This is a genomic window from Hydrogenophaga sp. BPS33, from assembly GCF_009859475.1.
GTDB lineage: Bacteria > Pseudomonadota > Gammaproteobacteria > Burkholderiales > Burkholderiaceae_C > Hydrogenophaga.
The window spans coordinates 3,361,088-3,379,094 of record NZ_CP044549.1 but is presented as its reverse complement, the minus strand read 5'-3'; the positions used below and the strand labels follow the sequence as shown (position 1 = coordinate 3,379,094).

24 protein-coding genes and 1 pseudogene are annotated in these 18,007 nt (G+C 63.7%); 18 read left to right on the top strand and 7 right to left on the bottom strand.

Features of this window, described 5'->3' with window-relative positions:
* Nucleotides 1-184: 184 nt before the first annotated feature.
* Nucleotides 185-463, bottom strand: coding sequence for a hypothetical protein (locus F9K07_RS15620; protein WP_159594309.1), 279 nt, complete (start codon nucleotides 461-463; stop codon nucleotides 185-187).
* Between the two features lie 95 nt (nucleotides 464-558).
* Here F9K07_RS15620 and F9K07_RS32295 point away from each other — a divergent pair, with 95 nt between their 5' ends.
* From F9K07_RS32295 to F9K07_RS31885, 3 genes and pseudogenes are all read left to right on the top strand, one after another.
* Nucleotides 559-840, top strand: a complete 282-nt coding sequence (locus F9K07_RS32295; protein WP_442907331.1) for a biotin/lipoyl-containing protein — start codon at nucleotides 559-561, stop codon at nucleotides 838-840.
* Nucleotides 841-912: 72 nt separating this feature from the next.
* A complete protein-coding gene (locus tag F9K07_RS31890) occupies nucleotides 913-1,128 on the top strand; it encodes a BON domain-containing protein (protein ID WP_236581280.1) in 216 nt (71 codons plus the stop codon).
* Between the two features lie 54 nt (nucleotides 1,129-1,182).
* Nucleotides 1,183-1,275: pseudogene (locus F9K07_RS31885) on the top strand (BON domain-containing protein); the annotation flags it as partial.
* Between the two features lie 159 nt (nucleotides 1,276-1,434).
* Here F9K07_RS31885 and F9K07_RS15605 read toward each other — a convergent pair.
* The 3 genes from F9K07_RS15605 to F9K07_RS31880 are packed head-to-tail and all read right to left on the bottom strand — an operon-like array spanning nucleotide 1,435 to nucleotide 2,263.
* Nucleotides 1,435-1,596: a hypothetical protein gene (locus F9K07_RS15605; protein ID WP_201451609.1), complete on the bottom strand. Its 162-nt coding sequence runs from the start codon at nucleotides 1,594-1,596 to the stop codon at nucleotides 1,435-1,437.
* Between the two features lie 11 nt (nucleotides 1,597-1,607).
* Nucleotides 1,608-2,168, bottom strand: coding sequence for an SAM-dependent methyltransferase (locus F9K07_RS15600; protein WP_159594307.1), 561 nt, complete (start codon nucleotides 2,166-2,168; stop codon nucleotides 1,608-1,610).
* Nucleotides 2,165-2,263, bottom strand: coding sequence for a BON domain-containing protein (locus tag F9K07_RS31880; protein ID WP_236581279.1), 99 nt, complete (start codon nucleotides 2,261-2,263; stop codon nucleotides 2,165-2,167). The genes F9K07_RS15600 and F9K07_RS31880 overlap by 4 nt, the downstream gene beginning before the upstream one ends.
* 273 nt (nucleotides 2,264-2,536) lie before the next feature.
* Between F9K07_RS31880 and adhP the strand changes: the two genes are divergently transcribed.
* The 7 genes from adhP (at nucleotide 2,537) to F9K07_RS15565 (ending at nucleotide 7,867) form a co-directional block, all read left to right on the top strand.
* Entirely contained in the window at nucleotides 2,537-3,583 is a 1,047-nt protein-coding gene (adhP, locus tag F9K07_RS15595) for an alcohol dehydrogenase AdhP (RefSeq protein ID WP_236581277.1), read from the top strand.
* 44 nt (nucleotides 3,584-3,627) lie between these two features.
* Complete coding sequence (locus F9K07_RS15590) at nucleotides 3,628-4,278, top strand: SagB/ThcOx family dehydrogenase (RefSeq protein WP_159594306.1); 651 nt, start codon at nucleotides 3,628-3,630, stop codon at nucleotides 4,276-4,278.
* 171 nt (nucleotides 4,279-4,449) lie between these two features.
* Entirely contained in the window at nucleotides 4,450-5,433 is a 984-nt protein-coding gene (locus F9K07_RS15585) for a thiamine pyrophosphate-dependent dehydrogenase E1 component subunit alpha (protein WP_159594305.1), read from the top strand.
* Nucleotides 5,430-6,461, top strand: a complete 1,032-nt coding sequence (locus tag F9K07_RS15580; protein WP_159594304.1) for an alpha-ketoacid dehydrogenase subunit beta — start codon at nucleotides 5,430-5,432, stop codon at nucleotides 6,459-6,461. The genes F9K07_RS15585 and F9K07_RS15580 overlap by 4 nt, the downstream gene beginning before the upstream one ends.
* Entirely contained in the window at nucleotides 6,458-6,769 is a 312-nt protein-coding gene (locus tag F9K07_RS15575) for a biotin/lipoyl-containing protein (protein ID WP_159594303.1), read from the top strand. Before F9K07_RS15580 ends, F9K07_RS15575 begins: the two co-directional genes overlap by 4 nt.
* Nucleotides 6,770-6,793: 24 nt before the next feature.
* Nucleotides 6,794-7,105, top strand: coding sequence for a DUF6506 family protein (locus F9K07_RS15570; RefSeq protein WP_159594302.1), 312 nt, complete (start codon nucleotides 6,794-6,796; stop codon nucleotides 7,103-7,105).
* A gap of 18 nt (nucleotides 7,106-7,123) precedes the next feature.
* The gene (locus tag F9K07_RS15565; RefSeq protein ID WP_159594301.1) at nucleotides 7,124-7,867 is read left to right on the top strand and encodes a 2-oxo acid dehydrogenase subunit E2; all 744 of its coding nucleotides are present in this window, start codon (nucleotides 7,124-7,126) and stop codon (nucleotides 7,865-7,867) included.
* Nucleotides 7,868-7,975: 108 nt separating this feature from the next.
* On the opposite strand, the gene F9K07_RS15560 is transcribed toward F9K07_RS15565, so the two are convergent.
* Nucleotides 7,976-8,167 (bottom strand): YgaP family membrane protein, encoded by a 192-nt coding sequence (locus tag F9K07_RS15560; protein ID WP_159594300.1) that lies wholly within the window; start codon nucleotides 8,165-8,167, stop codon nucleotides 7,976-7,978.
* 54 nt (nucleotides 8,168-8,221) lie between these two features.
* Nucleotides 8,222-9,106 (bottom strand): MBL fold metallo-hydrolase, encoded by an 885-nt coding sequence (locus F9K07_RS15555; protein ID WP_159594299.1) that lies wholly within the window; start codon nucleotides 9,104-9,106, stop codon nucleotides 8,222-8,224.
* A 117-nt stretch (nucleotides 9,107-9,223) separates the two neighbouring features.
* On the opposite strand from F9K07_RS15555, the gene F9K07_RS15550 reads away from it, so the two are divergent.
* The 6 genes from F9K07_RS15550 to F9K07_RS15525 all read left to right on the top strand — a co-directional run bounded on the left by F9K07_RS15550 (nucleotide 9,224) and on the right by F9K07_RS15525 (nucleotide 15,245).
* On the top strand, nucleotides 9,224-9,544 hold the full coding sequence (locus tag F9K07_RS15550) for an ArsR/SmtB family transcription factor (RefSeq protein WP_159594298.1): 321 nt from the start codon (nucleotides 9,224-9,226) through the stop codon (nucleotides 9,542-9,544).
* 3 nt (nucleotides 9,545-9,547) lie between these two features.
* On the top strand, nucleotides 9,548-9,985 hold the full coding sequence (locus F9K07_RS15545) for a YeeE/YedE family protein (protein WP_159594297.1): 438 nt from the start codon (nucleotides 9,548-9,550) through the stop codon (nucleotides 9,983-9,985).
* Between the two features lie 11 nt (nucleotides 9,986-9,996).
* Nucleotides 9,997-10,431 carry a DUF6691 family protein gene (locus F9K07_RS15540; RefSeq protein WP_159594296.1) on the top strand — a complete coding sequence of 145 codons (435 nt, stop codon included), beginning with the start codon at nucleotides 9,997-9,999 and terminating at the stop codon, nucleotides 10,429-10,431.
* A gap of 15 nt (nucleotides 10,432-10,446) precedes the next feature.
* Nucleotides 10,447-12,183, top strand: a complete 1,737-nt coding sequence (locus F9K07_RS15535) for a SulP family inorganic anion transporter (protein ID WP_159594295.1) — start codon at nucleotides 10,447-10,449, stop codon at nucleotides 12,181-12,183.
* A 99-nt stretch (nucleotides 12,184-12,282) separates the two neighbouring features.
* A complete protein-coding gene (locus F9K07_RS15530; protein ID WP_236581275.1) occupies nucleotides 12,283-13,671 on the top strand; it encodes a hypothetical protein in 1,389 nt (462 codons plus the stop codon).
* On the top strand, nucleotides 13,668-15,245 hold the full coding sequence (locus tag F9K07_RS15525; protein ID WP_159594294.1) for a phospholipase D family protein: 1,578 nt from the start codon (nucleotides 13,668-13,670) through the stop codon (nucleotides 15,243-15,245). The genes F9K07_RS15530 and F9K07_RS15525 overlap by 4 nt, the downstream gene beginning before the upstream one ends.
* A gap of 73 nt (nucleotides 15,246-15,318) precedes the next feature.
* Here the strand turns inward: F9K07_RS15525 and F9K07_RS15520 are convergent, their stop codons facing one another.
* A complete protein-coding gene (locus F9K07_RS15520) occupies nucleotides 15,319-15,696 on the bottom strand; it encodes a hypothetical protein (RefSeq protein ID WP_159594293.1) in 378 nt (125 codons plus the stop codon).
* Nucleotides 15,697-15,866: 170 nt separating this feature from the next.
* On the opposite strand from F9K07_RS15520, the gene F9K07_RS15515 reads away from it, so the two are divergent.
* On the top strand, nucleotides 15,867-16,595 hold the full coding sequence (locus tag F9K07_RS15515) for a response regulator (RefSeq protein ID WP_159594292.1): 729 nt from the start codon (nucleotides 15,867-15,869) through the stop codon (nucleotides 16,593-16,595).
* Complete coding sequence (locus tag F9K07_RS15510; RefSeq protein WP_159594291.1) at nucleotides 16,592-18,007, top strand: ATP-binding protein; 1,416 nt, start codon at nucleotides 16,592-16,594, stop codon at nucleotides 18,005-18,007. Before F9K07_RS15515 ends, F9K07_RS15510 begins: the two co-directional genes overlap by 4 nt.

The window sequence follows — 18,007 nt, the reverse complement described above, 5'->3', positions numbered from 1 at the left end:
CAACCAGCACAGACACACGACACGCTGCAATTCCCTTCGCGCCGGCACCTTGTCACGTGATGTCGCGGACCTGCCAGGTGATCTATTTCCACCGTTCAAACAGGAGCAACACCATGAGCGAACTTCGCACCCTCGACCCATTTTCCCTCGAACCCTTCGACGATGCGAGATGAGTTCAACCCCGTCACTCCAACAGGACGAGTTGACCATCGGCTTCGGCGTTCTCGATGGCCTCTTTCGGCAGTTGAGCCGAGTGTTGGCCCGATGCCCCCCAGACAATGTCGACATGGGTACCTGGGCTGTGCTCTATCAGGCAAGGACCGATGGGTACGATCTTTTTTCGGCCGGCGCTGTTCCGGTAGGTCAACGGCTTGATGACCCGCGCGCGGCGTGTGATGCGCTCCAACGGGGACGTGGCGCACGGTGCTGGCGCAGTCTGGTCCACAAAGTGATGGTTTGGCATTTCCAAATGATCACGATGACGCCCCGTCTGGTCTGTCCGCCACCGTACATTGCCGCTGGAGCCACAGAATCGAGGCTTGGCCCTGTGCTGCCGCCATGCCGTCACCCTACTGCGAGGGAGCCGATATTGTGAGCGATGTCATGGTTGATCCAGCAAGATGGGAATCGATCGAAGGTGCAGGTGCCGCGTTCGTCGAGGGATGGCTTGCATGCGAAGGTGACCGTGTCCGGTCGGGGCAGCGATTGGGGAGCGCTCGCCTGGCCGACTGGCGCGTCGATATCGAAGCGCCACATGACGGCGTTCTTGAGGAAATCTGCGTTCCCGTCGGAGAGCCGTTCGCACGTGGACAGGTGCTTGCGCGCCTTGTGAACTTCTAAATTTCTGCCTGGGCAGCCGGTCCGCGATCTCACACAAGGTGTCTGGCTACGAAATCACCATGAAAAACTGACATGCAACTCAAGGACGACATCCTGGCCGAACTGAAGTGGGCGCCTGATGTCAATGAGACCGAAGTGGGCGTGATCGTCAAAGATGGCGTCGTCACACTGACGGGGCACCTTTCTTCGTATGCGGAGAAATATGCCGCCGGGCGAGCCACACAGCGCGTCAATGGAGTGAAGGCGTTGGCGATGGAGATCACGGTGAACCTGCCCAACAGCAATTAACGCACAGACGCGGACATCGCCGCCGCTGCGAAGCAGGCATTGGCATGGAACACGATGGTGCCCAATACGGTGCACGCCAAGGTGGAGAAAGGTTGGATCACGCTCAGCGGCCAGGTCGAATGGGAATACGAGCGCAGTGCCGCCAGTTCGGCGGTTCGCAACCTCTTGGGTGTGGTGGGCGTCAGCAACGATGTCACGCTCAAGCCGCGTGTGACCATGAGCAGCGTGGAGAAATCGATTCGCGATGCGCTAACACGCCAAGCAGAGCGCGAGGCCAAGAGCATCGAGATTGCCGTGAAAGGGGCATCATGCGCGCAACACACATTTTTCATAGAGGCTTTGCGCCCGTCCTTGCGGGTCGTACTTGGCCTTCAAGCTGGCGAACTGTTCCATGCCATAAGCCTCGGCGAACTCCTTGAACGAGAAGAAGCTGTCGGAGTACAGCGATTTGATTCCGCCCAGCCGCATCACCTCGCGCTCTACCAGACGATGAAGCCGCCGAAGCCGCAACCGATGTCGACAAACCGTTCACCCGCAGACAGGCGCAGTTTGCGGCAGACATGATCGATCTTTTGACGCTGAGCGTCCTCAAGTGTCAGAGTCCCTTGCGGCCAGTAGACGCATGTGTACATCATCAGCGGGTCGTCGAGCCAAAGTCGGAAGAATTCGGTTCCCAGGCCATAGTGGGCGCGGGCATTGGACTTGGCGTGATGCTTGCGCCGGTTGAAAAATCGCAACTCATGGAGCTCGTTTTCAACTTGGCCGATGGCACTGGGTAGCCGATCAAGCCCGCCAGCCATTCCTGCGGCGAGCGCTGCGCCAAGATCGCCTTCAATATCGACATCCTGGTTGAAGTAGGCATCAAGCAGTCCGATGTGGCCGTGCATCACGCACGAAGCCAATGTGGCTTCGGATCGAAGAATGATGTGGAAGAGGGGGCTGCCCACGCCACTGCGATACCCGTGACCACCCGGCATGGTCAGCGAGAAGGGGACTCGGACGCGTTCGCCCAGCGCGTCAATGAGACTCTGGAGGTTCACCGCAGACGGATGTCGTTGATGACTTCGTGCACACAACTGATGGCGCGAGCCATTTCCGCGGCCTTTCGCCTCTCCTGTTCGATCTTCGTGGACATATCTTGACTCCTTCGCGTTGAGTGGAGCGCACGAGGTTAGACATGGGCGGGGGTGAGGGGATTGCGTTTGATCAAGTTCTACCGAGCCGTCGCGGCCCCACTTTGAAAGGCGCCGATTCACGTTCGGGCCTGCCAACATCGGGTGCGACTTCCAAGCGGCGCAACCCGTGGTCCAAGACCTTTCGTGCTCTCGCTTGAGTTGGCTCAAAGGGTCGGTCGACATCGCCTTCTATTCTTTGTAACGAATCCATCGACCCCATGTTCCCAGCGCCAATGGAGATTTCCATGCCCCTGATGAAAGCCGCCGTCGTTCACGCCTTCGGTCAACCGCTGCAAATCGATGAAGTTCCCATACCGGAGGTCTTGCCTGGCCAGGTTCTCGTCAAGGTGATGGCCTCGGGTGTATGCCACACCGATCTGCATGCGGCCGACGGTGACTGGCCTGTGAAGCCTTCGCTGCCTTTTATTCCCGGTCATGAGGGCGTGGGGTTCGTCGCCGCGCTGGGAAAAGGCGTCTCTGGAATCAAGGAAGGCGACCGCATTGGCGTGCCTTGGCTGCACACCGCATGCGGCCAATGCGAACACTGCATCACTGGCTGGGAGACTTTGTGCGATAGCCAGCAGATGACGGGTTACACCGTCAACGGCGGCTACGCCGAGTACGTGTTGGCCGATCCTGCCTACGTCGGGCACCTGCCCGCCAACGTCGGCTTTTTTGAGATAGCGCCTGTGTTGTGCGCAGGCGTGACGGTATACAAGGGCCTGAAGATGCTCGAATGCAAGCCTGGCGATTGGGTGGCAGTGTCCGGCATCGGGGGCCTTGGCCATCTGGCGGTGCAGTATGCCAAGGCCATGGGCTTTCACGTTATTGCCGTAGACATTGATGACGCCAAGCTTGCTCTGGCGCGCACCCTTGGCGCGGAGATGACCGTCAACGCCCATTCACAGAATCCCGCGCAGGAGATACAACGCGCCATACGCGGTGCGCATGGTGTTCTGGTGACGGCGGTTTCGCGCAGCGCGTTCGCGCAGGCGCTGGACATGTTGCACAAGCGAGGAACCATGGCGCTCGTTGGGCTACCCCCAGGCGACTTTCCTCTGCCGATCTTCGACGTGGTGCTCAACGCCAAGACTGTTCGTGGCTCCATCGTTGGCACGCGCAAGGACTTGCAGGAGGCCCTGGCTTTCGCCGCCGAGGGCAAAGTGCACACGGTCTATGCCGAGGACCGCCTGGACAACATCAACCAGGTGTTGCAGCGGATGCGCGCGGGGGACATCGAGGGGCGTGTCGTCATGCGCATTGGAGAGGATGTGGCCTGAAATTCTGCGGTGCAGTGGGCCGCGAGATGCGCTGAGAAAACGCCATGAAGACAATGACCAAACTCGTCCTGGGCGCCATGGGACGTTTGCGCGCCAAACCGGTGGCGGGCTCTGCTGCATCCTCCATCGAACTGCCTGAACCTCGTACGTCAGGCGGCATGGAACTGATGCGCGCCTTGGCGGAGCGCCGTTCGGTGCGGGAGTTCGCATCTCGGCCGTTGCCGTTGCAGATGCTGTCGGAATTGTTGTGGGCTGCGTTTGGCGTGAACCGTTCTGATGGCGGGCGCACATCGCCTTCGGCGCTCAATGCCCAGGAGATCGAGGTCTATGCAGCCCTCCCCGGCGGCGCCTACCGCTACGACCCGGTGGCCCATGCGCTTGAACTGGCCGCGGGCGTGGACCTGCGTCGCATCACGGGTTATCAGGATTTTGTCGACGAGGCGCCCCTGGACCTGGTCTACGTGGCCCATCACGCGCGCATGAGCATGGTGCCGGTGGCGCAGCGCGATGCCTTCGCGCATGTCGCGGCTGGTGCAGTGGCACAAAACGTCTACCTGTTCGCCGCAAGCAATGGGCTGGCAACAGTGTTACGCGCCTGGATCGATCGCGAGGCGATTGCGGAGGCACTCGGACTGGATCACGGCCAGCAAGTGCTGCTGTCGCAGACCGTGGGATACCCCAAGGCTGCCGAATAGGCGCCTGCTGGACGGGGTGGGGCGCGCTCGCTCAAACGCCTTCGAACGCCGATGAATTTGCACTTCATTGCGTCAACTCAAGAGGTCTGCTCGCAGCGCGCCTATCGTTGGCTTGCGTCGCGCAGAAAATCATCAGCGCGGCAAACCAGTGTCAACCCAAGGAGACTCGGTATGCAGATCGAAATGGAAGAACTGATACGAGCGTATCGTGACATGTGCACGATCCGCGAGTTCGAGGAGCGTGTTCACAAGGAATTTGCCACCGGACAAATTCCGGGCTTCGTGCATCTCTACGCTGGCGAGGAGGCATCGGCCGTTGGCGTGTGCATGCAACTGGAAGATGGCGACCACATTGCCAGCACACACCGCGGTCATGGCCATGCCATTGCCAAGGGCTGCGACGTGGGAGCGATGATGAAAGAAATCTTCGGGCGCGGCAATGGGCTGTGCAAGGGCAAGGGCGGTTCAATGCACATCGCCGATATCGGCAAAGGGATGCTGGGCGCCAACGGCATCGTAGGCGGTGGGCCACCCCTGGTATGCGGTGCCGCGCTGGCCGCCAAGGTAACGCACAGCAAAGCGGTGGCGGTCGCCTTCTTTGGCGACGGCGCTTTCAACCAGGGGACCACGTTGGAGTCCCTGAATTTCGCTTCGGTCTACCAACTGCCGGTGCTGTTCGTTCTCGAAGACAACGGCTACGCAGAAAGCACCGCCAGCGCTTGGTCCATTGGCGGGCACAACCCAGTGCGCCGCGCGGAAGGCTTTGGCATCCCGGGGATGCGCATCGATGGGCACGATTTTTTTGCCGTGTACCGCACGGCCCAGGAGGCGGTGGCCCGACTGCGCGCCGGCGGTGGGCCGGAATTCATTCATATCGAGTTCACCCGCTACTTCGGCCATTTCGAAGGCGATCAGATGACCTATCGCCCCCCGGGCGAGGTCCGGGAGGAGCGCAACTTTCTCGACTGCCTCAAATTCCTGCGCGCGCGACTCACGAGTTCCGGACAGGTCGAAGCGCCGGTCCTGGATCGGATCGAAACCGATGTGGCTTGCCTGATCGACGTCGCCGTGGCGCAGGCCCGCGCATCGGCGCCGCCTGACAAATCCGAATTGTTGACCGATGTCTACAAGAGCTACGCAGGAGAACCAGCATGAGCACGAAATCGTTTCGCGCAGCTTTGAACGAAGCCATGCGCCAGGAAATGGAGCGCGACGCGAGAGTGATCGTGATGGGCGAGGATATTGCCGGTGGCATGGGCGCAAAAGGACAACAGGACGCCTGGGGCGACGTGCTTGGCGCGAGCAAGGGCCTGCTGGGCGCATTTGGCCGAGAGCGGGTCATCGATACCCCTATCAGCGAAAGCGCTTTCATCGGCGCCGCCGCAGGGGCTGCGGTGGCCGGCTTGCGTCCGGTGGCGCAACTGATGTTTGTCGATTTTTTTGGTGTCTGCGGCGACCAGATCATCAATCAGATGGCCAAGTTCCGCTATATGTTCGGAGGCAAAGCCACCACGCCGGTGGTGGTGCGAACACTGTATGGCGCCGGTTCTCGTGCGGCCAGTCAGCACAGCCAGTGCCTGTACCCCGTCTTCACCCACATTCCCGGGCTCAAGGTGGTGATCCCGTCGTCGCCCTACGAAGCCAAGGGCCTGATGATCCAGGCCATTCGAGATGACGATCCAGTGATCTTCTTCGAGCACAAGGCTATGTACGATGACGTGGAAGAAGTGCCCGATGAACCTTATGCCATCCCCTTCGGAAGGGCCAAGTTGGTGCGCACCGGCGAGGATGCCACGATCGTCGCGGTGGGAAGGATGGTGAAGTTCTGCATTGCGGCGGCGGCCATGCTGGAGGCCGAGCAGATCCACTGTGACGTCATTGATCTGCGCACGACCTCGCCCATGGACACCAATGCGATCTTGCGCAGCGTGCGCAAAACTGGCCGGCTGGTGGCGGTGGACGAGGCGAGCCCGCGTTGCAATATCGCCACCGATGTGTCGGCGCTTGTGGCGCAAGAGGCGTTCGAATCGCTGCGTGCGCCCGTGCGGATGGTGACGCCGCCGCATACGCCGGTTCCATTTGCGCCGAACCTGGAGGACGCGTATATCCCCGACGCGGCGTCCATCGCCCACGCGGTGAGAGATGCAGTGGCCTATGGCGCCAAAGCGGCGATCGCTCGATGAGTGCGGCGGCCATTCAGGCTCTCACCATGCCCAAGCTTGGTCTCACCATGAAGGAAGGCACGGTAGCAGCTTGGCACGTGGTGCCGGGCGCGGTGATCGAGGCGGGCCAGCGCGTATTCGATGTGGAGACCGAAAAGGTCACCAACGAATGCGAGGCGCAGGCTGCTGGTGTTCTGCGCAGGCAGGTCGCTGCTCAGGGCACGGTATTGCCGGTGGGGGCACTGATCGGCGTGATCGCCGCTGGCAACGTGAGCGAAGAGGAAATCGATCGATTCGTGGCCGGATTTCAGCCCGAGAAACAGGTTTGAATCCCCATCACCAAGGAGATGCTCATGGCATTGAAAGCCGCCTTCATTTTTCTTGCACCGGGTGCAAATCCGGCCGAGCACCGCAGTGTCGTGCGCACCCCCGAGGTGGAACTCACCACGATCGGAGCTCCCAACTATGAACAGGCCGAGTTGGTCGTGCGTTCTCTGCTGGATCAGGGCATAGTGGCCGTCGAGTTGTGTGGCGGCTTTGGCACTGCGGGAACGGCCCGCATCGCTGCTGCGGCGGGCTCCGGTGTCGCTGTGGGCGTGGTGCGCTTTGATATCCATCCAGGTCTGGGTGGCAAAAGTGGCGATCAGGTATTTGGTCTGGCCTGACGCCTGCAGGTAACCGCCATGATCTCCCCACCACAGGTTGAGACCTACGACTACGCGCTGTTCGGCGAGGTCGAACGCAAGCCCTTCAGCCGGGTCCGCCAGGTCATTGCCCGGCGTCTGTCGGCCAGTTGGGCCGAGGTGCCGCACGTGGCACAGTTCGACGAATGCGATTTGACGGCGCTGATGGCATTGCAACATGACATGGCCGCCCAGAGTCCGGGCATCAAGCTCACGTTGTTGGCGTTTGTCATGAAAGCGTGCGCCAGTGCGCTCAAGTTCTTTCCCGACTTCAACGCGTCGTTGGACACGCAGGCCAATGAACTGGTGCTCAAGAAATACTGCCACATCGCATTTGCCGCCGAAACGCCGATCGGACTGCTGGCGCCTGTGGTGCGCGACGCTGACCGGAAGGATGTTTTGCAGACCGCGGCAGCCATTCAGATCCTGGCGGACAAGGCGAAGGCGGGAAGGCTTGCGATGAGCGACGCGGAGGGCGCCTGTTTCACGATCACCAATCTCGGTCTGCTGGGTGGCACTGGGTTCACGCCGATCATCAATGCGCCGGAGGTGGGCATCCTCGGTGTAGGCCGCGCCAGCCCAAGGGTGGTCGATTTGGACGGTGTTTTGGCGACGCGTCTGTTTCTGCCACTGACCCTGGTGTATGACCACCGGGTGATTGACGGGGCCGTAGGGGGGCGGTTCCTGGCTCACGTGATCCGGCAGTTGCATGATCCAAAGGGGCTTCTGCAAATGCCGCCATAGTTCACGTTGGGCGTACCCATGGGTTGGAGGTGATGTCCATGGCAACTCGTTGGGTGCCGTGGTCGAAGCGGTCGGCCTTCAAATGGACGCACCACAACGCGAAGCGCTTCACTTCTTCGTGGCGCAGGTATTGAAGCCCAGCATCGCGTAAGGCGGGCACCAGCCGATCAGGCCGGTGAGCAAAGGGACGACGCCCAGGTAGCCCCACAGGCCGATGGTGCCGGTGGCGGCAGCCGCGATGAGGCCAAGGCCGATGACGATGCGCAGTGTGCGGTCAATAGAGCCGACGTTCTTGGTCATGGTGATTCTCCAGAAATGGTGGATGGACAGGCAGACAGGAATCAAGGCACCCGATCAGAGTACGTTCAAGGGGATCTTCAGATAGGCCACGCCGTTGTCTTCCTTGGGCGGCATCGCGCCGGCGCGGATGTTGATCTGCACAGAGGGCAAGATCAGCGTAGGCATTTCCAGGGTGGCGTCGCGCCGCGTGCGCATGGCCACGAACTCGGCTTCGCTCACACCGTCGTGCACGTGGATGTTCTTCGCGCGTTGCTCCGCCACGGTCGTCTCGAACGCCACCGCGCGACCGGGCGGCGGGTAGTCGTGGCACATGAACAGGCGCGTCTCGGGCGGCAGGCTCAGCAGCTTGCGGGTGGAGGCGTAGAGCGTCTTGGCATCCCCACCGGGAAAGTCACAGCGCGCCGTGCCCACATCGGGCATGAACAGCGTGTCGCCCACAAAAACGGCGTCACCAAAGCGGTAGGCGGCGCAGGCCGGCGTGTGGCCGGGCACGAACATCACTTCGCCAGACAGTGCGCCCAGCGGGATGGTTTCACCCTCCTGGAACAGGTGGTCGAACTGCGAGCCGTCCTGCCGGAAGTCAGGCTCCAGGTTGAAGATGCCCTTGAACACCTTTTGCACCTGGGTGATGCGCCCGCCGATGCCGATCTGGCCGCCCAGTTGCGCGCGGAGGTAGGGCGCGGCAGAGAGGTGGTCTGCGTGCGCGTGGGTTTCCAGAATCCATCGCACGTTCAAGTGGTTGGCGCGGACGTAGTCGCCAACCCTGTCGGCCGAGGCGTGGTGCGTGCGCCCGGATTTGGGGTCGTAGTCGAGCACCGAATCAATGATCGCGCAGTCGCTGCCCGGGCCGTTGTGAACGACGTAGGTCACGGTCCAGGTGGCAGGATCAAACATGCCGTGCACTTGGGGATGGGCGGCGGAGCGCGGAAGAGGAGACATGACAGTTCCTGTAAATAAGTCGCCAATAATATATTGACAGATATATTGTATGTCAATATATTCGCACCATTCGCTGGCGCTGCCTTGCGCCATATCAACGAACCGGAAGCAAGAGCGATGAAAACTGCGTTGCTGGATCTGGAGCAGATGCACCTGGGTGCCGAGCGCGCTTGCCGGCTGATGAAAGTGCTCTCCAACCCCGACCGTCTGTTGATCCTGTGCCAGCTCTCGCAGGGCGAGCTGCGCGTGGGGGAGCTGGAGGCCTTGCTCGGTATCGTGCAGCCGACCTTGTCGCAGCAGCTCACGGTGCTGCGTGACGAGGGTCTGGTGAGCACCCGCCGCGAGGGAAAGAGCATCTATTACGCACTGGCCAGCACAGAAGCGCTGGCAGTGATGCGGGTGCTGTACGAACAATTCTGTGTGGACAAGAAGGAGTAAGCCATGACGATTGATTGGGCCAATTTCACGCCGTGGGCGTCACTGTCGGGCGGCGTTTTGCTGGGTGTCGCCTCGGCCTTCTTCATCCTGGTCAATGGCCGGGTGTTGGGCATCAGCGGCATCCTGGGCGGCTTGTTGCCACCGAAGTCGGGCGACGCGGGCTGGCGCGTGGCCTTCCTGCTGGGCATGCTGGCAGCGCCACTGGTGTATGGCCTGCTCGCGCCGGCCGGGTTTGTGCAGGCGCCGCGCATCGATGCGGGCTTTGCCACCATCGTCGCAGCCGGGCTGCTGGTCGGCCTGGGCACACGCTATGGCTCGGGTTGCACCAGCGGGCACGGCGTGTGTGGACTCTCGCGCCTGTCGCCCCGTTCCATGGTCGCCACCCTGGCCTTCATGGGCGCGGGCTTTGCCATGGTCTTCGTGGTCCGCCACGTTCTGTAAGGAGCACACATATGCACCGCATCACCGAATTTCTTGTGGGCCTGCTGTTTGGCCTGGGCCTGCTGCTCTCCGGCATGACCGACCCTGCCAAGGTGCTCGGCTTCCTGGACCTGTTTGGCGTCTGGGATCCTTCATTGGCGCTCGTCATGGGCGGCGCCATTGCCGTGGGCTTCTTCGCCTTTGCGCTGGCCCGCAAACGCACCACGAACTTGCTGGGCGGCGCGCTGCACTTGCCCAAGACGAGCCAGATCGACAAGCGGCTGGTCATCGGCGGACTGACCTTTGGCGCGGGCTGGGGCCTGGCGGGGTTCTGCCCAGGGCCGGGCATCGTCTCCATGGCCTCTGGCGAGGTGAAGGCCGCGCTGTTCGTGGCGGCCATGCTCGCGGGCATGGTGATCTTCGAGCTTGCCGAGCGAACGGGCTTGCGCCGGCGCCTCGGGGCCTGACGTGAGCTGCATGGCATGAACCTCTCGTTCCCCTGGCGCCAGTGGCTGCCGTCCTTGCCGGTGTTGCAGTGGGGCCGCGCTTACAACCGTGAGGCGCTGGCGAGCGACAGCCTGGCGGCGCTCATCGTCACCCTCATGTTGATTCCGCAGAGCCTGGCCTACGCCATGCTCGCCGGTCTGCCGGCTGAAGTCGGCCTGTATGCCAGCGTGGCCCCGCTGCTGCTCTACGCCATTTTCGGCACCAGCCGCGTGCTGGCCGTGGGGCCGGTGGCCGTGGTCTCCCTCATGACGGCGGCAGCCATCGGACAGCACGCCGTCGCAGGTACACCGCAGTACTGGGCGGTGGCGATCACGCTGGCGTTTCTCTCGGGAGTGCTGCTGTTGGCCATGGGCTTGCTGCGCCTGGGTTTTCTCGCCAACTTCCTGAGCCACCCGGTCATCTCCGGCTTCATTTCCGCCTCGGGGATACTCATCGCGGCGAGCCAGCTCAAGACGCTGATGGGTGTGAAGGCAGATGGCCACACCTTTGTCGAACTGAGCTTGTCACTCTTGACGCAGATCGGTCAGGTGCACGTGCTGACGCTGGGCATTGGGGTGCTGACAGTGGCCTTCCTGTTCTGGGTGCGCAGCGGCCTCAAGCCACTGCTGCAGCGTGCCGGCATGGGCCCGCGCGCCGCAGACGCGGTGGCCAAGACCGGTCCTGTCGCGGCCATTCTGGTCACGACCCTGCTCACCTGGGCGCTGGACTGGCAAGGGCAGGGCGTGAAGATCGTGGGTGCCGTGCCACAGGGCTTGCCGCCGTTCACGCTGCCACTGTGGAATCTGGAGCTGTGGCAGCAACTGTTGGTGCCCGCATTGCTCATCAGCGTGGTCGGTTTCGTCGAGTCGGTTTCTGTCGGGCAGACCTTGGCGGCCAAGCGGCGCCAGCGCATCGATCCGGACCAGGAGCTGGTGGCATTGGGGTCGAGCAACCTGGGTGCTGCATTCACCGGAGGATTTCCAGTCACCGGCGGGTTTGCGCGATCGGTGGTCAATTTCGACGCCGGGGCGCAGACACCGGCGGCTGGCGTCTTCACGGCGCTCGGCATCACGCTGGCTTCGCTGTTTCTCACGCCGGCACTGTATTACCTGCCACAGGCCACGCTGGCCGCGACCATCGTGGTGGCGGTGCTGTCGCTGGTGGACCTGGGCATCCTGCGCAAGACGTGGCACTACGGAAAGTCGGATTTCGCCGCGGTGCTGGCCACGCTGGTGACGACGCTCACCGTGGGCGTGGAGAGCGGACTGGTCGTGGGCGTGGGCGTATCGCTGGCCTTGTATCTCTACCGCACGAGCCGGCCCCACATGGCCGAAGTGGGTCTGGTGGCGGGCACCGAGCATTTCCGCAATGTGCTGCGCCATGCCGTGCGTGTGAGTCCGCGTGTGCTGAGTTTGCGGGTGGACGAGAGTTTGTATTTCGCCAACTCGCGCGCGCTGGAAGACCGCATCAACAACGCCGTGGCGAGCCACCCCGAGCTGGAGCACGTGGTGCTGCAGTGTTCGGCCATCAACGACATCGATGCCAGCGCGCTTGAGAGCCTGGAGGCCATCGACCGGCGGCTGCGCGATGCCGGTGTGCGGCTGCACCTGTCGGAGGTGAAGGGGCCGGTCATGGACCGATTGAAGTCGACCGAGTTTCTGCACAGGCTCAGCGGCGAGGTCTTCCTTACGCACTACCAGGCCGTTCACCAGCTTTCGCCTGAAGTGGCGTAAGTGGGCGCGATCGACGACGCCGTTGACGCATATCAAGCTCGATCGCCTATCGCCCGGTACCTTCATGCCTGGAACCACCTGCGCAGGAGTGCCCGGAACATGACTTCCCTTGATGCCAGCGGGCTTCAGGAGCCTGCCGTCTCACCGCAACCCGGAATGTTTCCGTGCGCGAGTGACGTCGAGGCGCTCAACCAGGAATGCTTTTGCTTCAGCCTGGACGAGGATGCCCTGGCGCTTGCGCTCAATGTCGAACTGGGCCAGGCCGGCTTGTCGGCGATGGTGCGGGAGCGTTGTCCTTTCCTGTTCGCTGCAAGGCCGGTGTTCGTCAGCGCGCGGCACCTGCGGCGCATGGCGCAGGTGGTACAGGCGGTCGAGTCGGTGGTGGCGCTGCCCGCGTATCGGGAGCAGGTGTTGGCCGCTGCGCCGGCCATTGCGCGACTCGGGGAGGGCGGTCCGCGGGGCGTTTTTTTTGGCCACGACTTCCACCTCCATGGAGACCAACTGGGGCTGATCGAGATCAACACCAACGCAGGTGGGGCCATGCTCAATGCGGTGCTGGCCCGTGCTCAGAGGGCCTGCTGCAACGCCATGGATCCGTTGGTGCCCACCCTGTCCAGCGTGGGCACCTTCGAGCAGCGCATCGTCGATATGTTCCGTCAGGAGTGGATGCGTGCGGGTGCAACGCGGCCTCTCGCCAGCATAGCCATCGTCGATACCGCGCCGCCGCATCAATACCTTTATCCCGAGTTCCTGCTGTTCCAGCAACTGTTCGAGCGGCACGGTCTGAGAACCGTGATCGCCGATCCGCAAGCGCTTGAGTGGCGCGCGGGCCGCTTGTGGCACGGCGAGCAGGTCATCGACCTCGTCTACAACCGGCTGACCGACTTCTACCTGGAGCAGCCGGCAAGCGCGGCGCTGCGCCAGGCCTACATGGAGCAGGGCGTCGTACTGACACCGCACCCGCAAGCGCATGCGTTGTACGCCGACAAGCGCCACCTTGCGTTGTTCAGCGACGCGGCGCGCCTGAAGGGCTTGGGCGTGCCCGCATCCACCCGGCAGGTTTTGCTGGAACATGTTCCCCGCACAGAGGTGGTCGCCATCGATCAGGCGCAAAGGCTGTGGGACGCACGCCGTGGTTTGTTCTTCAAGCCGGTGGCCGGTTTCGGTAGCCGTGCCGCCTACCGGGGCGACAAGCTGACCAGGCGGGTCTGGCAGGACATCCTCGCTGGCGACTACGTGGCTCAGGCGATCGTCACACCGGGGGAGCGCAGGATCGACAAGCACGACCCAGCGCAGGCGATGAAGTTCGATCTGCGCGCCTATGTCTACGACGGCGCGACCCAATGGAATGCGGCGCGCCTGTACCAGGGCCAGACCACCAACTTCCGCACGCCTGGCGGTGGCTTCGCCCCGGTTTACAGCACGCCCGATGCATTCGAACCGTTCGCGCAACGGGGCCTTTGTATCCGGAGCGGCCCGCAAGAATGACCGAAGGACGTTGCCAGGCCAGCGTTCCACGGATCGTCGCCGTTCTGATCGCGCTGCTCGTCGCGGGTTGCACGCCGTATCCGACAAACCTTGTCCGCACGCCGTCCCATGCGTTCGACCAGCCCTTGCGCACGCCGCTGGGTCAAACGTATGCACCGTTGGCAACAGGGCCCGGGCAGTCAGCGTTTCACCTGCTGGTCTCCGGCCCCGAGGCATTTGCCGCGCGGGCTTCACTGGCAGAAACAGCACAGAAGACGCTCGATCTGCAGTACTACATCATTGCCCACGATGCGAGCGCCACCGCGCTGATGGATGCGGCGTTGCGGGCCGCGCGGCGCGGCGTGCGCGTGCGCCTGCTGGTCGACGACCTGAACGTCGGCGACCACGAACTCCGCCTCGCGAGTCTCGCGGAGGAACCGAACCTCGAAGTGAGGCTGTTCAATCCGTTTGCCGAGCGAGGCCAGCTCGGGTTCTCGCAACTGCTGGAATGGCTGACCGATACCGACCGGCTGAACCGCCGCATGCACAACAAGCTGTGGATCGCCGATGGTGCAGTTGCCGTGATGGGCGGGCGCAACCTGGGCGACGCCTACTTCAACCTGTCGACGGAGGGCGACTTTGCCGATCTCGACGTGCTGGCAGCCGGTCCGGTGGTGAGCGACATGGGGCGCAGCTTCGACCGCTACTGGAACAGCGACATGGCCGTGCCGATCGCGTCGATCGCCGGCCTGCCTCAGGCAGCAGTCGAGTTGCAAAAACTGTGGGACGACATGGCCGCGCGGACGCTGCGCTTTCGCGACAGTGACTATGTGCGCGAGCTGCGCAAGACGGCATTCGGCGGGCTTGTGCGCATGGGTGGGGTCCCGATGGTGGCCGCACCGGCACAAATCCTCGACCAATTGCCCGCCGATGCCGATGCCGATGCGCTGGCGCCGACGGGCACGATCTTCTCGCAGCTGCGGCGCTCGATCGAAAACGCGCAAAGGGACGTTGTGTTGGTCTCGCCCTACCTGGTTCCTGCTCCATCGGGCGTGGAGGTCCTCTGTGGCGTGGCGCGGCGTGGCGTGCCGGTGCGCATCCTCACGAATTCGCTGGCGTCCACGGACGTTCCACTGGTGCACGCGGCATACGCCCGCTACCGCCCTCAACTGCTGGCGTGCGGGATCACCGTACATGAGTTGCGGCCGGGCGGGGCCACGGAGGGCGCCCCGCGGCTGGGCTTGTCGTCCGGCGCGAGCCTGCACTCCAAGGCGGTCGTCGTGGATGGGGAGACGGTGTTCATCGGCTCGATGAACCTGGACCCACGCTCGCGACTGCTGAACACCGAAGTGGCCTTGCGGATCGAGAGCCGCGAACTGGGCGGACAACTGACCCGCCTGTTTGACGAAGCCATCGTGCCCGACCAGGTGTTCCAGGTGGCGCTCGACGAGCCCGGCAATGCCGGCGCATCACTGCATTGGGACACGCGGGAAAAGGGGCTGCCGGCGCGCTACACGAGCGACCCGCTGGCCAGCCCGTGGCGGCGCTGGCTGGTTGGGCTGCTCGGGGCTCTGGCGCCCGAAGCGCTCCTGTAGTGTCTTCGCTATGCCTGCGCCGACGCTTCACGTTGCCCCGCATCGCGGCCAGGCTCGCCGGATGCTTCGCCGTTCAATGCCGATGCTTGCTGCCGGGGCCTTGCTGTGCGCCCATCGCGCCATGCGGTCCGCGGTGCGCTGGCAGGGCGATGCCCTGTTCCTTGGCCCGTTTTTCCATATCGGCATGCGTCGCCGCCGCCAGCGCCTGGCGCTCCTCGGGCGTTTTCGCTGCGGCCATCTTCTCGCGCAGGGCATCGCGCTCCTGTGGGGTCATCAGCTGTTGGCCGGCCATGCCGCCACTGCCGTGCATGGCGCCAGACATCGGGCCGTGCTGGCCCATGCCGCCTTCCATGTTGCCCATCCGGTCCGGGTGGGCAGCCACGGCGGAAGCGCCGAGTGCGATGCCGAGCGTGGCAATGACGCCGAGTGCCGTTTTGACGTTTCGTTTCATGGTCTGATCTTTCAAGTGGTTGGGAGGAGCATGTATCAGACCACCCACCGCCAGCGGGCGTGTGTCACTGCGCCCTGGTTTTGTATCGCCATCTTGCAAGCGCCTCGCCTGACAGGTGGCGATGCAATTTATCTGGAGAAACGGGTCCCCCGGAGCTCACCATCGACGCCATGAACACCACGCCTGAACACCTGCTGGTCGTCGACGACGACGCGGACATCCGCGATCTGCTCAGCCGCTACCTGCAAGAGAATGGCTACCGTGTGACAGCGGTAGCGGATGGCCGCGGCATGCGGGCGGCGCTCGCTGCCGGTGACCCGGACCTGATCGTGCTGGACGTGATGCTCCCGGGGGAGGATGGCATCAGCCTGTGCCGCTCGGTGCGAGCACGCTCACAGGTGCCCATCATCATGCTGACCGCGCGCGGCGACGAAACCGACCGCATCGTCGGCCTGGAAGTGGGGGCAGACGACTATGTGCCCAAACCTTTCAGCCCGCGCGAACTGCTCGCCCGCGTCAAGAGCGTGCTGCGCCGATCGAAAGCCCTTCCACCCAACCTGCGGCGGGTGGAATTGCGCTGGTTCCGCTTCGCGGGTTGGCTGCTGGACGCCGTGACGCGCAACCTAACGGCACCGGACGGCGTGGTGGTCCCACTCGGTGCCACGGAGTTCAAGCTGCTGCGCACCTTGCTGGACCATCCGGGCCAGGTGCTTACACGCGATCAGCTGATCGAGTTGATGCTGTCGCGCGATGCCGACCCTTTCGACCGCGCCCTCGATGTGCAGGTGAGCCGCCTGCGCCAACGCTTGCGAGAAGATGCGCGCGAACCGTCCATCATCAAGACCGTGCGTGGACAGGGCTATGTGCTGGCCGCCGTGGTCGAGAACGCGCCGCCATGAACCTGCTGCCACGGTCCTTGTTCAGCCGACTCGTGCTGGTGCTGCTCGCCGGGCTGACGGTCGCCCAACTGGTGAGCTTTGCGATTCACAGTCAGGAGCGGGGCGAGCTGCTGTTGCGCGCGAGCGGTGCGCAGTCGGCGCAGCGCATCGCCGACATCGTTCGGCTGCTGGAATCGTCGGATGCATCGGGCCGGCGCCAGATCGCCCAAGTGCTGGCCGAGCCGCCCCTGGTGGTGAGCCTCGACAGGGCCGCGCTGCCTGCGGCACCGCCGCCGGGCTCCCGCACGGCCTTGTTTGGCACGGTGATTCGCCGCGCTCTTGGCGATGGCTGGGCTGTGGAGGCGGTGGCGATCGACGATGCCGCCACCTGGGCAGCACCGCTGCATGGGCCGGGCGCCTTTGGACCCGGCGCGGTGCGTGGGGGATCGGGTGGGCCGCATGGCGCCATGCATGCGCAAGCGGCGCAGCGCGGACTGTCGTTCGTCGCGCAGGTGCGGCTTCACGACGGCACGCTGGTGACCTTCGACGCCCGCCAGCCGGAACAGGCGATCGGGTGGCCTTACCGGCTGCTTGCCAGCCTGGCGGTGCTGCTGACGGCGGTGATCGCCGTGTCACTCGTGGCCGTGCGCTGGGTGACCCGCCCACTGAAGGTGCTGGCCGACGCGGCCGACGAACTCGGACGCCATATCCATCGCCCGCCGATGGCGGAGTCGGGGCCGATCGAGGTGGTGCGTGCCGCGCACGCTTTCAACGCGATGCAGGCCCGCCTGGTCGTCTACCTGCGCGAACGAACCAGCGTGCTGGCGGCCATGTCCCACGACCTCAAGACGCCGGTGACGCGGCTTCGGCTGCGCGCCGAAATGCTGCCCGACGCGCAGCAACGGCGCAAGTTCACGCAGGATCTGGAGGAAATGGAAGCGATGGTGGCGGCAACGCTGGACTACCTGCGCGGCGCCTACGGGGCAGAGGACGCGCAGCCGATCGACGTGGGCGCCTTGCTCGAAAGTTTGCAGGCCGACGTGATCGAGACGGGCGGTCGCATGACCCTCACAGGGCGGGCGCTGCAGCCGTATCCGGCGCAACCCACGGCCTTGAAACGCTGCGTGCGCAACCTGGTCGAAAACGCGGTCAAGTACGGCGACGTTGCTGCGGTGGAAGTGCAGGACGACCCCGCAGCCCTGCGCATCACCGTGCGCGATGAGGGACCCGGCTTGCCGCCCCATGAACTCCAACGTGTGTTCGAGCCGTTCTACCGCGTCGATGCGTCGCGCAGCCGAGATACAGGAGGCACCGGGCTGGGCCTGACGATCGCCAGAAGCATCGCTGAAATGCACGGCGGCAGCCTCACCCTGCGCAACCGCCCACAAGGCGGCCTGGAAGCCCAACTGGTGTTGCCTCGTACGCCCACCTGA